Origin of the sequence: Kaistia geumhonensis (genome assembly GCF_030815145.1) — a bacterium.
Classification (GTDB): Bacteria; Pseudomonadota; Alphaproteobacteria; order Rhizobiales; family Kaistiaceae; genus Kaistia; species Kaistia geumhonensis.
Genome location: NZ_JAUSWJ010000001.1, coordinates 2519262 through 2534685, shown reverse-complemented (window position 1 = coordinate 2534685; position 15424 = coordinate 2519262). Strand labels below are relative to the sequence as shown.

General features: G+C 61.9%; 16 protein-coding genes. 8 read left to right on the top strand and 8 right to left on the bottom strand.

Annotated elements, in window-relative coordinates:
• Nucleotides 1-325: 325 nt before the first annotated feature.
• The 8 genes from QO015_RS12050 to QO015_RS12015 all read right to left on the bottom strand — a co-directional run bounded on the left by QO015_RS12050 (nt 326) and on the right by QO015_RS12015 (nt 8932).
• On the bottom strand, nt 326-1345 hold the full coding sequence (locus QO015_RS12050; protein ID WP_266279173.1) for a PD-(D/E)XK motif protein: 1020 nt from the start codon (nt 1343-1345) through the stop codon (nt 326-328).
• Entirely contained in the window at nt 1303-3549 is a 2247-nt protein-coding gene (locus QO015_RS12045; RefSeq protein WP_266279174.1) for a Z1 domain-containing protein, read from the bottom strand. The genes QO015_RS12050 and QO015_RS12045 overlap by 43 nt, the downstream gene beginning before the upstream one ends.
• The gene (locus tag QO015_RS12040) at nt 3546-5072 is read right to left on the bottom strand and encodes an ATP-binding protein (RefSeq protein WP_266282360.1); all 1527 of its coding nucleotides are present in this window, start codon (nt 5070-5072) and stop codon (nt 3546-3548) included. Before QO015_RS12040 ends, QO015_RS12045 begins: the two co-directional genes overlap by 4 nt.
• Nucleotides 5073-5110: 38 nt before the next feature.
• Complete coding sequence (locus tag QO015_RS12035; RefSeq protein WP_266279175.1) at nt 5111-6457, bottom strand: DNA cytosine methyltransferase; 1347 nt, start codon at nt 6455-6457, stop codon at nt 5111-5113.
• Nucleotides 6458-6469: 12 nt separating this feature from the next.
• Nucleotides 6470-6694: a hypothetical protein gene (locus tag QO015_RS12030; protein WP_266279177.1), complete on the bottom strand. Its 225-nt coding sequence runs from the start codon at nt 6692-6694 to the stop codon at nt 6470-6472.
• Between the two features lie 95 nt (nt 6695-6789).
• Nucleotides 6790-7173 carry a ParB/RepB/Spo0J family partition protein gene (locus tag QO015_RS12025; RefSeq protein ID WP_266279178.1) on the bottom strand — a complete coding sequence of 128 codons (384 nt, stop codon included), beginning with the start codon at nt 7171-7173 and terminating at the stop codon, nt 6790-6792.
• Nucleotides 7170-8480 carry a recombinase family protein gene (locus tag QO015_RS12020; protein ID WP_266279179.1) on the bottom strand — a complete coding sequence of 437 codons (1311 nt, stop codon included), beginning with the start codon at nt 8478-8480 and terminating at the stop codon, nt 7170-7172. The genes QO015_RS12025 and QO015_RS12020 overlap by 4 nt, the downstream gene beginning before the upstream one ends.
• On the bottom strand, nt 8477-8932 hold the full coding sequence (locus QO015_RS12015; protein ID WP_266279180.1) for a DUF2924 domain-containing protein: 456 nt from the start codon (nt 8930-8932) through the stop codon (nt 8477-8479). The genes QO015_RS12020 and QO015_RS12015 overlap by 4 nt, the downstream gene beginning before the upstream one ends.
• A 473-nt stretch (nt 8933-9405) precedes the next feature.
• Between QO015_RS12015 and QO015_RS12010 the strand changes: the two genes are divergently transcribed.
• The 8 genes from QO015_RS12010 to QO015_RS11975 all read left to right on the top strand — a co-directional run bounded on the left by QO015_RS12010 (nt 9406) and on the right by QO015_RS11975 (nt 15343).
• The gene (locus QO015_RS12010; RefSeq protein ID WP_266279181.1) at nt 9406-10644 is read left to right on the top strand and encodes a hypothetical protein; all 1239 of its coding nucleotides are present in this window, start codon (nt 9406-9408) and stop codon (nt 10642-10644) included.
• Nucleotides 10592-11587 (top strand): winged helix-turn-helix domain-containing protein, encoded by a 996-nt coding sequence (locus QO015_RS12005; protein WP_266279183.1) that lies wholly within the window; start codon nt 10592-10594, stop codon nt 11585-11587. The genes QO015_RS12010 and QO015_RS12005 overlap by 53 nt, the downstream gene beginning before the upstream one ends.
• A 117-nt stretch (nt 11588-11704) precedes the next feature.
• Nucleotides 11705-12298 carry a hypothetical protein gene (locus tag QO015_RS12000; protein ID WP_266279185.1) on the top strand — a complete coding sequence of 198 codons (594 nt, stop codon included), beginning with the start codon at nt 11705-11707 and terminating at the stop codon, nt 12296-12298.
• A gap of 13 nt (nt 12299-12311) precedes the next feature.
• Nucleotides 12312-12668 (top strand): hypothetical protein, encoded by a 357-nt coding sequence (locus QO015_RS11995; protein ID WP_266279186.1) that lies wholly within the window; start codon nt 12312-12314, stop codon nt 12666-12668.
• Nucleotides 12668-13060 (top strand): hypothetical protein, encoded by a 393-nt coding sequence (locus tag QO015_RS11990; protein ID WP_266279187.1) that lies wholly within the window; start codon nt 12668-12670, stop codon nt 13058-13060. Before QO015_RS11995 ends, QO015_RS11990 begins: the two co-directional genes overlap by 1 nt.
• Nucleotides 13060-13578: a hypothetical protein gene (locus QO015_RS11985; RefSeq protein WP_266279188.1), complete on the top strand. Its 519-nt coding sequence runs from the start codon at nt 13060-13062 to the stop codon at nt 13576-13578. The genes QO015_RS11990 and QO015_RS11985 overlap by 1 nt, the downstream gene beginning before the upstream one ends.
• Nucleotides 13579-13678: 100 nt before the next feature.
• Entirely contained in the window at nt 13679-14536 is an 858-nt protein-coding gene (locus QO015_RS11980) for an ATP-binding protein (protein WP_266279190.1), read from the top strand.
• 21 nt (nt 14537-14557) lie between these two features.
• Nucleotides 14558-15343 (top strand): hypothetical protein, encoded by a 786-nt coding sequence (locus QO015_RS11975; protein WP_266279192.1) that lies wholly within the window; start codon nt 14558-14560, stop codon nt 15341-15343.
• Nucleotides 15344-15424 lie beyond the last annotated feature (81 nt).

Below are 15424 nucleotides of genomic sequence, written 5' to 3'. Positions count from 1 at the left end.
GGCCGGATTTTTCCGTTGTTTTCGAGGGTTATGCAGGAGGGGCTGAGCACTGCTCACGCAGTTGGGTGGCCAGGAAGCGGTCTCTCTCGGTCAGTATTCTCCGGACCTCATGACTGCCAAGTTCCAGTACTTAGCTCTTATCTAATTGATTTCATTTGGACTTCCTGAGATCGCCCTGAACACTTCGCTTTCTGTGCCATTCGCGAGTTGGAACAGAAATCGAACATATCTGGCGCACACCTGTCCGTTGATGTCTAAGAATTGTGACGCCGTCAGCCGTCGGCCTTCGACGGGTTGCGCATCAGCCCGGTCGCCAGCTAGGGTCCTATGGCGGCAACAGCGCCCGTTCTGCTGGTTCGAGGGCATCGATCCGCGCCTTGCCGAGTTGTCGACAACCGGCAAGATCAGCAAGAAACCGCACCCCTGACACGCCTGCTGGCAGAGGCGGCCTGATGGCTGGGATCACGCTCATATCGTACATCCGCAGAGAAGAGGTCGCACGTTCTAGGTCGAACGACCAGCCCAGTGCCGACTGTACATCGCGCCCGAGTGTGTCAGCCACCACGGTGCGAAGCTTAAGTATGAGGTCGTGGAGATCGATACGTGCTTCAATATCGGAAACAAGCTTTGCGAGTGAGAAACCACCTGCGGCCGGCTGGACGACGAAAGAGGATAGAAGCCCTGTAGTATGCGGCGGTGGATTTGCCTGCTCAAAAGAGACCTCATGTGCCCGACGGTCCGTGGTGGTAGCCTTTGCGTCCAAGCGAAGGGAGCCTGCGGCGAAGTCATAGCGCTCGTCTTGATCTACGCGCCAGGCGCGGACAGCTGATGCAGGGTCAGTGGCGGCCCGGATGACGAGCAACTCGCCAGCCAATCCGACCATGTTCTTCCTTGGCGTTTTGGCGAGACGCTGAAAAAGGTCCACCAGGCGGTCGACAACCTCAGCAACTGCGGCCGCCGTGGGGTTGGGGCCGAGTGTCGAAGCGAGGAACTCCATCGTGGTGAGGAAGTAGCGCTCGGCGGCACGTTCCTGAGACCTGCAAGAGATGACCGTCAGATTCTCAGTCCGAACTTCGCGGTCGCGCTCTTCAATGCGACAGGCGACGCCGAAGCGCGCCTCGATACCCGCAAGGACCAGCGGCACCCGACTTGAGGCCCCAATGGTCCGGATCAGCAGCGCTGCGTAGCCGGAGTTGTCCCGCCCCACGTAGTAGGCTGCTTCCTTTGGCGCCGCGACTACGCTGAACGTACCAGCCTGTTCTGGCCTAGGAAGCCGTTCAAGCAGAGCAGGCAATTGGCTAATCAATCTTCGACTTCCTGACCGGCTTGCAGTTGCACTAGCCATTCCTTCGCAAGATGTGGGGGAATGTGGATCGCCAGAAGTGGAACTGCAGCAGCCTCAATCGGCCCTCGATCTGTGTAAGACAGGTCGAACCGATGGAGTTGGATGGTCGGCCGGTCATCCATGGCAAAGGCAGAGTCGCCCGGATAGTTTCGGCCGCCGCCTGCAAGACGGGTTGGACCCTGCTGGAAGCCCTTCTCGAGAGTACCCGACGTGGAGACAGTTCGCCGAGAGCCGCTTGCGTTGGGTCGCATCCGATAGACTGCAACCATCGTCTCCGGGGCCTGGCGTAGAGCTTCTCCCAGCGTCACAAGCATTCCAGTAAACTGAGCGGTATCTCGAGGATCTTCTAATTTGTACTCCGCAAGCATGTCGATGACTGCAGAAATTGGCACCTCCCGCGCGACGAAGTGCCTTTGGCTGTCCTCAATCGACTGGTGTGTCACGGTATCCTCGGCGAAATTGAACGCCTGAGCAAAGGCTTCGAGGAGTTCTGCATTTGAAGTGCGCAGGTCCTTGGAAATGAGCGCGCCCTTCTGCTGAGCCCAACCGCCCGCACGGGTTGCTCTGAAAAAGTTGTCCGACACAACATTCCGCCGGCAGGGTTGGAGGCTGTTGTCGAGAATGAATCGGCGTCGCCACTTGTTGAGGCCGCCCGTCTTCGTTTCCAAGACTTTCAGTTCGTGCCGCATTAGGTTTTCGTGTTCTACATAGCCTTCGAATGCCGACCGTGTGATTGCTTCGAGCCAGATACGGCAGATGCCTAGATACTTTCGCTTATATCCGAAGAAGCGCGCCCGCTGCTGAAGCGTGTCAGCGTTTCCTACACCGACGCCACGGGGCATGTAGGTAACCGTCAGAAGGTCCACCGTGAAACCCCTGTCGACAGCTTGCCCACCGACCAGAATCCAGCCCTCAGCGTCACGCCAGTTGATCTCCGGCGTTCGCGGACGACCATTCGTGTTGAATTCGATGATTGTGGTCTGCCGGAGGGCCCGTGGCAGCTTTGTGACCACATCCTCGAACGAAGGCAGTTCCGCGTCCGTGGTCGCGAGATGGTCGTAGGCCGCTCGGAAATCCTCGACCAATTCGATCCTGTCGGGGTCCGCTTCAGGCTGACGGAGCGCGTCGAGCCACGTGGCCTTGGCTGCGGACACCCACTGCACGACCTGCCTGTGGTCTGCGCGTAAGCGCGACGGATGGATAAGCATTGAGCGACGTCGCCGATCGCGGATCAGGCTGGCTGCGAGGCCCACAAAGAAAACACGCACTGCTTCCAGCATGCTTTCTGGAGGATCGTTGCCTGGCGCAATGTCCTGCGGCGGGATGTCTCTGATGTACGGAGAACCAGGAGCGAAAAACTCTTGGCCACCGACGTAATCTGCCCCGGGCTCAAGAACTTTGGGGAAATCAGGGGACAAGACGTCCGCGATGTTAATCAGCAGAGGCGCCTGCGGCGTGGCGGTGTATTGAAGATAGGTGTGGCAGGGCAGTGCATCACGAAGTTCGCGGAGCCTAGTGTAGGTGGAACTCTCGCCACCCTGCTGGACACGCGTGTTGAGGCTGGCTTGGTCGGCCTCGTCGTCAACAACAAGGACTGGCACGCGCCTGAGGTCCAGCTTACGTAGTAGCTTGGTAAGGCTTTCGAGCCGCTGCCGCTGCTTCAGCACGGTCACGATGAGCGTTGGACGTTCATCATCCTCGAGTTCATCGTTCTGCCATGCTTCGATGGCCTGCCGGATGGATTGCTCGTCGTGAGCGTCGTTGGCCTGGACGTTCTTCTGAATCTTCCACGAAGGAAGCCCTTCACCAGCGTTGACGTTCAGATCCTTCTCGAGCCGCTCGTGCGACTGGTTGAGAAGATTCACTTTCGTCCCAGCGATAACGATGACCAACGGGAACCCGTTGTCACGCGCAAGCCCGATAACAGTAGTGAACGACATGGTCTTGCCGCTCTGTACGTTTCCAACCACCAGCCCAGTTGCTGAACCGTTCGGGTCACGAGGATTCACACCACGACCAAGAATTTCGGCCGCATCCGCAATGAGCCTTGCCTGTGATGCCGCGTCGACACCGCTTCGTCGGACTACACTGGTTGCCTCCTCTCCCTGGACGGGCACCCACTTCATCTGTGGATTTGGCGGGGATGCGGAAAGTGGGATTGCTTGTGCCGGGTGCGCGGCCGTCGCGTCACTGTCTTGGGTCATGCTCGTGACAAAGCCTCTCGCAGGATTTCGTTTACGTTACGCCGGATGGTGCCTGCCAATTTTACGCCAGCTCGACGGGCCAGTTTTTCCGAAACGGCGATCGCAGAGCCGACTCGGACTAGAGCCTCGATGTTACTGGGGTCCGTTTGTGCAAATAGAACCATGAATGGGTGAGCCATCGCGAGACGGATCTCGAGCTTCTCCGCACCACCTTCGGAGGACTGCTGATCACTCACGGTAAGCCAATCACCTTCGGCAGGATCATCGGAAAGCTCGATGTGAATGACCCAGACTTGCCCTCGGAATTTCACTGTTAACTCGCGCGTAGCTAGCGTCGGCTGCGGCTCCAACGGTTCCTTTCGGGTTTCGACCGGTATGGCATCTGAGACCCGTTGGAGCACATCCGGAATGGACTCTTCGATAACCTTTGTGGTCCGATCCAGCGCTTTGCTAGCGGCGGCTGCGCGGTCAGCTTTTGCCGCCCGTGCCTGATAGCTGTCGGCCTGCTTAAGAAGAGGCAGATCAGCGCTGTCTAGGTGCTCTCGGAGCAGATCGAGAAAAGGCTGCTCGTCGTCGTCATTCCAACGAAACCCGTCCTTTGTATGGCTCACCTCGAACCCATCGAGTTCCAATTCCCCGAATAGGCGCAGATGGCGGAAGCTTCCTGGGAGCTGGAAGATGTGGTGGGGGCGGTAGCCATCCTCGCCACTTCCTTGGATAAGCCTACCACGACGGAAAAGGGCGAAACCCGAACGAGCGTGACTTCCAGGGTCGCGAAGGGCCGCAAATCCCTTCACTGTCTGCCCCTGTCCGAGGTCGAACGAAATTTCCTTCGTCCACATTCTGGGCTTGCCGCCTTCTTCTCGAGCGTAGGGAGCAACAAGGATGTTAGGCGGTTCATAGACGCACGGGTCGCCGTTGAAGCGCAGCTCGAGAGTGCCGTTTCTGACGAATACGCGGTAGATATCGGTAAGGTGTTCTCTGATCTTTCCGATGGTCCTTTTCACCGGAATATGGTGAAGGCCCTCCAGCACGATCTCGGTGTAGTGGGCGTCCGGCGCTGCAGGCGCTTCATGGATGTCGAGTTCCTCGATGTCGTCATTGACGATCCGGGCAATATCGAACTTGACAGTGCGCTCTACGGTTTCACCGACGGCCTTCGTCCGTACGCGCCAATGGCTAGAGAACCAGCATGCCGCACTCTTCATGCCCATGCCGAACTCGCTCAGGCCCGATGCATCCAGCGGCACGACGGCGGGACGAAATGCCCGCGGAAACTCCGATCCGGCGATGCCCGCCGCGTTGTCTCGTATCGTGATCCGGCCAGGTGGCGCGGAATCGATCTCGATGGAAACCCGCAATCGCTTGGAGCCGCCGTCAGCCAGTTCCAGTCGCTCACGGTTAGAGAGGTAGCTTTGGATTGCATTGTCTACGAATTCGGCCAACGCAAACCATGGCTTGTAGTTCAAGTAGCGGAGAACCGCGAGAACACTCACGCCGGGCCGAATATCGACTGTAGTCACCGACAAATGGCGGCCTCCTCTTAACCTAACGCAGGCGCCTAGGCCGCCGACACTAGTTCCCTAGCAGTCTTCTCGTCTTGGACTTTTCCGCCAAGAGGCGGCTCCTGTGAACTTTGGAGGCTTGGCCCAGGAAGCAAAGCCTTTGCAACCGCAGCAATGACATCGACATTCACGGCGTTGCCAAGTGCCTTGTGCGCGGCAGCCTGGTTTTCAGGGAGATGCTTTAGCTGCCCCATGCTCTGAAGCCGAGCGCATTCGCGCATCGTCATGTACCGGCGCTCCCAAGGAATCACGGGAACCTGACTTGTCGTTAGGGCAACAAGGGAAGGTGCAGCTGTGGGTCGCTTTGCTCGAATACCCGACGCCCTAAACTGGATGACCGACTGCCAAAGGTCGCGCGGTCCGCCTTTCCAGTTCCACTCTAGCTTTTGAAAGCTAGGTGCGAAGTCCATGATCCTCGGAAGCCAGGGGTCAATAATGGCTTTGTGGCGGACGTAGAAGTCCCTGTTCTGCCGGATGAAGTTCTTCTTCCAGTCCGGAAAATTGAGAACCTGATCTCGTGCATAGGAGGGGAGTGCCGCCTTCACAGTCTCGTTTTTCAAGCCTTTAAGCGAGTGACCGAGCGCCCCCGTTAATTCGCCAAGTCGGGCGAGCCCGACAGCATGAGGCGTTCTATCGAGATAAGGGTATGTTGCGCCGAACTCCATTGCCCATATCGGGAATGATGGCAGTTGTTCATCGCTCGGTAGAGCATCAATGAGCGATTGCCACGTTTCAAGATATTGAATGAAGCGAGGGCCAAGCGGTCGAGCATCTTTTGGATTCTCGTCGAGAACGCTCTTAATCGAGACTTGGTCAAGTTGGTGGGTCGGCTCAGGCCATGAAAAATGCCTGAGTCCTGTCCTGGATCCAACGATGATTGCTCGCTCTCTTACTTGAGGCACGCCAAACATGAACGGTGAGAGCTTTTTTTTGTCGACTTCATATCCTAGCTCTTCGAGCCTCACCTTGATTTTTTGCCATGTCTTCCCGCTGTCATGCCGCAAAAGATTAGGCACATTTTCAATGAGCAGATAGGAAGGCTTGTGCTTGTCTAATATTTCAAGAACGTAATTGAACAAATCACCCCACTGCGGGCAATCAAAACCAAGTTGCTCACCAGCTTTGGAAAACGGCTGACACGGGAACCCAGCACATAGGATGTCGTGGGGCGGCACATCACCAATCGCTTCACGGATATCGCCGTGCGGACGAATGCCAAAGTTCTTTTCGTAGAGGTCGGCTAGCCCGCTATTGAGTTCTGAGGCAAATACACAGGTGTGTCCAAGACGCTCAAGCGCTTGATGGAAACCACCCAAGCCCGCGAAGAGATCGACAAATTTCAAGTTTCCCATGGCTCATTTATCCAAGGGAAGAGCGAGTTGGCGCGCAGCGTGCTTCTCCAGCAAGTCCTTAACCGCGACACTCAATATGTACTGCAAAGATAGAGGCGGACGGTGGCCCTCAGCCAAGGCGCGCAGGGCATCGTAGTCTTCCAACTCGAGCGAGATGGTCAAACGCTTCTTTGTACTGGACATGACCACACCGCACCTGTTTGCACCAGATTGCACCAACATGTCCATCTTGTCGATCCTTGATTGCCCTCCCATGATCAAACCCTGAGTGCAACATGCCTTCGAACGAAGGCATCGTTCATCAGCCATACGAAGCCAACTCCTCATCCTAGTTGATCCTGCTGTTCCCGCCATTCCAAGGGGAAAGGCTTCAGCGCCCGTTCCAGCGACACATCCCGCCCCTGCGTGCCGCAAACTATCGCTTCCACGATGTCGGGCGAGAGCAGTGTCAGGCGCAGGATGCGGGTCATATAGGACGTCGCGATCCCCTCTCGCTCGGCCAGCTCAGCGATGGTGGCGAACTCGCCCGATTCCAGCATCTTCTTCCAGCGGAACGCGCGGGCCAGAGCTTTGACGAGCGTGCCGTCTGCCCGCCGCGGTTGCGTGGCGCCTTCCGGCATCTGCATCTCCTTCCGCCCGCCACGCTTAACGATCCGGAACGGCACGTGGAGCGTCACGATGTCGGGGATGGGCGCGCCGCGTGTCATGCTGCGGCCTCGATATCGCCGGCCAGCATCTCGCGTGCGAGCCCTCCAAGGCCGTCCATCCGGAGCCGGAAGCTGAGCCCTTCCGGGCCAATGTCCACACGCTCGACCAGCAGCGCCACAATGCGCGCCTGCTCAGCGGGGAACAGTTCGTCCCACAGCGGATCGAGCTTCTGGAGGGCCGCACTGGCGTCGGCCTCGGTGATGCCGTCGGCGTGGACGCGCGCCGCCTTCCATGTCCCCGCGACGATTTCCGGCTGGCGGAACACGGCGCGCAGCTGGTCGATGACGGCGACCTCAATCTCGCCTGCGGGCACGCGACCAACCGGACACGCCCCAGCTCCATGCTTCAGCACCGTCTGGCTGACATAGTAGCGGTACAAACGCCCGCCCTTGCGGGTGTGGGTCGGCGAGAAGGCTGCGCCATCGGGCCCAAACAGCAGCCCCTTCAGCAGCGCGGGTGTTTCGGCGCGGGTGCGCGCGGCGCGCTTGCGCGGGCTTTCCTGCAGGATGGCGTGGACGCGGTCCCATGTCTCGCGGTCGATGATGGCTTCGTGTTCGCCGGGGTAGCTGTCGCCCTTGTGCACCGCCTCGCCGAGGTAGGCGCGGTTCGAAAGCATCCGGTAGAGGTACTTCTTGTCGATCTGGTTGCCGCGCGGCGTTCCGAGGCCTCGCGTGCCGACCTCGCGGGCCAGCAGCGTGCAGGATCCGATCTCGATGAAGCGGTCGAAGATCCAGCGCACATGCGCAGCGGTGGTCTCGTCAACAAGCAGCTTCCGGTTTTCCACTCGGTAGCCGAAGGGCGGCACACCGCCCATCCACATCCCCTTCTTCCGACTGGCGGCGACCTTGTCGCGGATTCGCTCGGCCGTCACCTCCCGTTCGAATTGGGCGAACGAGAGCAAAATGTTCAGCGTCAACCGCCCCATGGACGTGGTGGTGTTGAACGACTGTGTGACCGAGACGAAGGTCACGCCGTTCCGGTCGAACACCTCGACCAGTTTGGCGAAGTCGGCCAGCGAGCGGCTGAGGCGGTCGATCTTGTAGACCACCACCACATCGACCAGCCCGTCCTCGATGTCGGCCATCAACCGCTTCAGGCCGGGGCGTTCCAACGTGCCGCCCGAGATGCCGCCGTCGTCGTACTGATCGCGGACGAGCACCCAGCCCTCGGACCGCTGGCTGGCGATGAATGCTTCGCAGGCCTCGCGTTGGGCGTGGAGGCTGTTGAACTCCTGTTCGAGACCTTCCTCGGAGGATTTCCGGGTGTAGACCGCGCAGCGGAGCTTGCGGACGACGGACTTCGTCATGTCCGCCCCCTGTGGTTCTTGAGGCCGAAGAACACCCAGCCGTTCCAGCGGGTGCCGGTGATGGCGCACGCGATGGCAGACAGCGACTTGTATGGCCGCCCCTGCCACTCAAAGCCTTCGGCGGTGACGGTCACGATATACTCGACGCCCTGCCATTCGCGCAGTAGCCGGGTGCCGGTGATGGGACGGTCGCGGTCGAGGCGGATGCCGCGCTTCTTCTTGTCGCCGCCGTCCAGTTCCTCGCCCAGCCGTTCCAGCCGCCGGACGGTCTCGGGTTTCAGCCCGCCATAGGCGAGTTCCTGGATGCGGTAGGCAAGGCGGGATTCAAGGTAACGGCGGTTGAACAGCGGCGGCTCGCTGTCGAACAGGTCGCGCCACTGCTTCTTCAGATCTGGTGTTGGCGTGGTCTTCAGCGCGGCCAAGCGCGCGGGGATGGGGTCGTGCGTCGTCATGCGGTCTCCGTTGGGTTCGGGGGTGCATGACGGCATCGGTCGGCTCGATAGTGTAGGCGAATTTCTCCGTTTCTGTCAGAAGGTTCGCCCCGGCCGCGCTGCGTAAGCCGGACCAGCCCGATAGCGAGCAAGGCGCACAGTTCGGTGCGGCGTTCGGCAGCGGTCATCTGGTCGGGTGGCAATGGATTGGGGCGTTTCATGCTGGCAAGTCCATGATGGCTTGCACTGCCTCTACTCATCTGGCGGAGTAACCGTCCCACGGCCGTCAAGATCGCGCGAAGTCAGCGGCTCGGACTCGACTCGAGGTTGCCTGATCGGGTTGAACATAATCAGAACTTCAAGCAATCCCTGCCGCCCAGATACGAGCATTCGAAGTGCCAATTAGGGCGCTTGTGCTTGTAGTGCGGCCAATGCGGCCTGCGGGTGGCTGAGTGAGCCCGCGATCGGAACAGTTGGTGTCAAGAGGAGAGCATATGGCGAAAAGGATCCGCAACTTCATCGATCGGGCGTTTTCGCGGACCGTCGATCTTAAAATGCTGCATCGCCTTCTCAGCCCCTATCTCGAACAGATCGGACTGGATTGGGCTACGTTGCCCACTGGCGATCCCAAACGGCGCGAGGCGATTTTCAATCTGTTTGCCAAGGCCGACTTGAGGTTTCCGGCACCGCTTCAGTTCGCCCTCTATAACATTTCCACGCTGTCCACGGATGCGGGCGCCCGGTTCATCCAGGAGATCGCGACTGAAATGGGGGTAGACGTTCTGGCTGCCCACCGCATCGACGGTGCGCCTGACGACCTGCGCTTTACCCCGCGATTCATGGCCCTGGCCACATGGCTGGATCATCGGGTTGTTTTTGACAAGGCGCTGAGCGCGGCTGCATTCCTCACGCATACAACCAAACTCGAGCGCGACGCTGACCGAGAAGATGTCGAACCGAGGCACCATGAACAGGGGGTGCAAGACGCCTTTGCCGAAGCCGTTCGGACGCATTTCTTGGGACGTTACAATGGTCGTTACTGCGATGTTCGGTGGTTCGAGGATGAGGATCTGCTTCGCGTTCTGATCCTGCATGGCTCCAAACCTGAAACGAAGAACGTCGACCAGGGGGGCGCAGAAGACACCCTGAAGTTTCGGGAAATCGTCCAGTCGACGATCGAATTCGATCCGAGGCAGGGTTCTATCGCCGTCGGCTCGAAGTCGGCAACCGATGCCAAGACGCTGGTGAAGCTCTTTGGAGAGCATATCCTCGGGGACAAGGAAATCTTCGAGGCGTCTGCGAAGGAACAGCTTTACACGCTCGAGCCGCTTCAGCGGCAGGGCGCATCGTTCAAGTTTCACCTCGACGAAAGCGGAGACATCACCCACGTCGCCTTGCGCGAGGTTCGCGTCGATGAGGCGCAGGTCACAAAGACCGGGAGGCTGAAGCGTTCACCATGGTTCCTGACGCTCGGCGACACGGATAACGCGCTGAAACGCTTGAAGGTCGTCGCGCCGGAGATCGAGATCGATGACGTCCGGATTGTGCATGCCAAGATCGACGTGACGATCGAGGTTGAAGGCACAGAGACTGTGGTTCCGGTCACGATCCGGCCGCCGCGCACCGTCAGCATGCGCGACCATTCGCACGAACGGCTCATCCTTGAAATGCTCGAAGACAATGACATTCGCAAACGCCGCAGATCTGATCAGGCTGCTGCTGCGGCAGAGTGATCGCCATCCGGTCCGTGCCATCGGCGCGGCGGAGCTGGAACCCTATGATCCTCGCTTCCACCGGTCGCTGCGGAACTTGGGAGTTCTGGTGCCGCGAATAGACCTGCCCGACGATGGCGGCTCGGTGTTTGGGGTCATCGAAGGATCCCTGATTGTCGTCGATCCAGAGACTGGCGAGTGCGAACGGCACGACGATGCGCTGGACATCCAGACTTTCGACATCGACGTCGCCGCCCTTTGTCGAGCGATCCGCGAGCAGTCCGGGCTGACCGGGCCGGGCCCGACGGCAATCTCCTCCAGGATATGGAGGCTGGGTCGCTATCAACAGCACGGTCGTGTTGCTGAAATCTGCCTCGTGCGGCGATTGCGAGAGGAAACAGCGCAAGAAATTCTGGACCATGTGCGAGGCGCGATCGACACCGAGACTTCGGTCGCTCTCGTCAGTCTTGGGAGCAGCGAGGTGCCGACTGTGGTCGCGCGTCAACTGGATCGCCTTCGCATGACAGTGTCCTGCGCAGAAGACTTGCTGCGCGACGATCCAGTTCGTCCGTTTGCACTTGATTTTGGCCGGGTTCGCTTGGCCGCCGGAAAGCATGCACCAGATGCGCGGCTTCAGGTCGACCGTATCGGTCGGCGCGCAATCTGCGATGGAGTCGAGATTACCGTCGAACCGCGGGACTTCTATGCGTTGGTTCTGCTCGCGGAGGAGGCCATGGCTGCTGGCGGTTGGGTATTGCGAGACAGCATCGCAGCAGCACTTCAGTCCAGCACCAGAAAAGATAGCAACCTCGAGCAGGTTGATCGATGCATCAACCGGCTGCGCACTGCATTCAAGAGGCAGGCCGTCTCGACAGACGCGCCGACGAAGGCGTTCATTGAGACGAAGCCGAAGGTCGGCTACCGCCTGACCTTCGTATCCTCCGAAATCGCCTTCATCGCCTAGATCCGTTCGCCGGTACCGGGAGGTTTTTGGGAGGTTTTCCGGAGCAGTCCGAGAGATAAACAATTTCAGCATGTTGCACGGTCGGGTCGTGAACGCAAACGACCAGGATCGAACGACATGCACCCACCCATTTCCCCCGACGACCTTGCCACACTGATCGACGAAGGGGCCATCGCCGCGCGCCGTCTGCATCGCAAGCTCAAGCTGCCCGCCGCCGATCTCGACGATCTCCGCCAAGACTTGCTGGTCGACCTGATCTGCCGGTTGCCGGGTTTCGACGCACGCCGCGGCGGCATCGGCGCTTTCGCCAACATCGTCTTGCGCAACCAGTCCTCGCGCATCGCCATCCGTCATCACCGCCAGCGCCGCGCACAGGGTGGCACCGTGATTTCGCTGGACGCTCCCGTCTCCGCCGGCACCGAGCCGCTGGGTTGCGTGCTGGCGGAGGCCGACGGTCTGGCCGCCTGGCATGGTCAGGACCGCTCCGCCGTGGACGACGCCGAGACCCATCACGATCTCGCCCTGGCCCTGGGCGGTCTGTCTGAGGACACGCATGGCCTCTGCGCGGCACTCGGCACCTGCCCCGTGCCCGAAATCGTCAGCCGCACCGGCATCTCCCGCTCTGCTCTTTACCGCCACATCGCCCGCCTTCGGCTCGACCTCGCGATGCGCGGGTTCGGGGCGGAGTGGGACGGTTCCAAGGCGGCGTGAGTAGAGGACCGACATGGAGATGTTCGTCATGCACCCCACCGCCTTCATCCCGGCCAAGCCCCGGCCGCTCACCGATATCGAGTTCTGTGCCTGGATCGGTCAGGCCATGCCGGGGGACCGCCTCGAGTATCATCGCGGGTTCCTCGGCATCGATGCCACGGCGGTGATCTCGACCCTTCCGGAGCCGGATCGCCGCAGGCTCGGGGCGCTGGCCAGTGCCGCCCGCCGCGCCTTCGAGGCCGCGCTGGTGCATCTGGTACAGGTCCGGGTCGGCCCAGACCGCTTTGCCTATCTGGCCATCGCGCGGACCAAACCGCGCCATGCGCCGATCCCGCTTTCCCAACTCATCGCGACAGAGGAGGCCGCCTGATGCGCGCCGTGCTTGCCTGGATCGGGGATTGGCTCCCGCCGTCCCTCTACTTCGCCATCGCCGGGAAATCGGCCGAGACCGCGAAAACGGAGCCTCAGCCCGCCCGGCTGCCGAACCTGATGACCCGGTTGCGCCGTGCCTTCCACAGCCTGGACGACCTGCCGGATGCGATCCCTGCGCCCTGGCGCGAGGGGAACGAGACCGAGCCGTTGCTGATCGAGATGGCGACCATCGACGACATCGCCTTCGCCGTCGTGGCGGCGAATGCCGACGTGTCGGCCGCAATCCGCCGCTCCTCGGCGCTCGAACGGCTCCACCGCCTGGCCCGCGAGGCCGGGGCTCTCGGCACGGACCGCGCCGTTGACGCGGCCCTGAAGCGGGAGGGGCGCTGATGGCCATGCCGTTCCCAAGCACCGATGCGCCGAGCGAGGGGCGGGCCGGCAACATGCCGACGTTCGATGACCTCGACCGGCTGTCCATCGGCGAGATCGCCGACATGCCGCCTGCGCTGCTTCTCGCGTTGCAGGACGAAGCAGCGGCCGAGACCGCCCGGGTCAAGCGCCTGAGGGACCGTTTCGAGGCGGCACTTGCGCAGCGCTATGGCGCGGCGACCGAGGCCGAGCGTTCCGCTCAAGGCAAGACCTCCGGCACCGTCCGGATCGAGGATGCGGGCGTGGTGGTGATCGCCGATCTGCCGAAGAAGGTCACGTGGGATCAGGACCGGCTGGCCGCGATGGCGACCCGGATCCGCGAGTCGGGCGACGACCCGACCCAGTACCTCGAGATCGCCTATCGCGTGCCGGAACGCCGGTTTGGGGCCTGGCCCGACGCCATGCGCGAGGGCTTCGCCGCCGCCCGGTCCGAGACCACCGGCAAACCCGTGTTCCGGCTCGAGACCCGAGACCGGTGACGCGCGGCGGCGGGACGCCCGAGCGGCAACGCCGGGCAGGTTCCCCTTCGGCACCCGGTCACCCCCGCCGCCGCGCCCTTTCAATCCTTCGGAGAACCCCATGGCCTTCCGCATCATCACCGCCGACGAACGCCTCTCGGCCGCCGAGAACAAGACCTCGCTCGCCATCTTCGGCCCGCCCGGCGTGGGCAAGACCACGCTTCTGAAGTCCCTGCCTGCCGAGGAAACCGTCTGCCTCGACCTCGAGGCCGGGATGAAGTCGGTGCAGGACTGGCGCGGCGCGTCGATCCCGGTGCGCAGCTTCACCGATTTCCGCGATCTTGCCGTGCTGATCGGTGGGCCGGACCCCGCGCAGCATCCGCAGTCCTGGTACGGGACCGAACGGCATGTGTGGCTGCAGGCCCAGCACCGCGACAGCGGCATCGAGGCCTTCCTTGCCGCGCGCCGCATCGTCTTCGTCGACTCGATCACCGATCTGACGCGGCAGGCGATGGCCTATGCCCGCCAGCAGCCCGAAGCCTTCTCGGATCGGACCGGCAAGCCTGATGTCCGAGGCGCTTACGGTCTTCTGGGGCGTGAGGTCATTCAGGCGCTCAAGCACCTCCAGCATGCGCGCGGCAAGACCGTGATCTTCGTCGGCGTGCTGGAAAAGGTGACCGACGACTTCGGCACCGTCACCTGGCAGCCGCAGATGGAAGGCAGCAAGGCCGGGCGTGAGTTGCCGGGCATCGTAGACCAGGTCGTCTCGATGCACCTATTCGCCCGCGACGCCGAAGGCGGCTGGGTGCTGGACGAGACCGCCACCGACCGCCGCCTTGTCTGCAAGTCCGGCAACCCCTGGGGCCTTCCCGCCAAGGACCGGTCTGGCCGCCTAGACCTGACCGAACCGCCCGACCTTGGCGCGCTGCTCGCCCGGACCGACGGTCGCGCGCCCCATCACCCCGCTTTCGCCTCCTGATCCCTGAAAGGACATGATCCCATGAGCTACGATCTGAACGACGCCCAGCCGCAGATGGCCCCCATTGGCGAACTGATCCCCGACGGCACCTTCGCCAAGGTGCGGCTGACCATTCGCCCCGGTGGCGTGAACGGCGCGACCCCGGCGGATGCGGGGCTTCTGAAGGCTTCGCAGTCCAGCGACGCCCGCATGCTCGACTGCGAGTTCACCGTCGTCGACGGCCCCCATGCCCGCCGCAAGTTCTGGCAGAGCTTCACCGTGGCGGGCGGCAAGCTGGACGAGAAAGGCCAGTCCATCGGCTGGAAGATTTCGAAATCCACCTTTCGCGCCATCGTGGACAGCGCCCTTGGCCTTGATCCCAGGGACGAAAGCCCCGCCGCCAAGGCCAAGCGGGTTCTGCCCGGTCTGCGGCATCTGGAGGGCATCGTCTTCGCCGCCCGCATCATGGTGGAGCCCGCCTCCAACCCGCAGTACCGCGACCAGAACCGCATCGCCAACGTCGTTCTGCCCGACGAGCTGCACCATGCCGCCATCATGCGCGGCGAAACCGTCCCGCCCGACCCGGTCAACGCCCCGCCGCGCAAGGCCGCGAGCGTCGCGGCGCCGGGCTGGCAGGCCCCGGCACAGGCCTGGGGCGCGGCGCAACCGTCGCCTGCGGCGCCGAACTGGGGCGCGACACCGCAGCCCGCGTCGGCACCGGCGCCCGCCTGGGGGTCGCAGAACGCCCCGGCCGCTCCGCCCACGCCGCAGGCCCCCGCACCCGCTGCGCCGGGTACCCCCGCCATGCCCGCGTGGCTCAATGGCTGAGGAGCGGAGGAAGCGGCGGTCGGGTGGGTCGGTGCGATCCACCACCGCCGAGCCCGATGGGGCTGGGCCGGGCGACCGGCC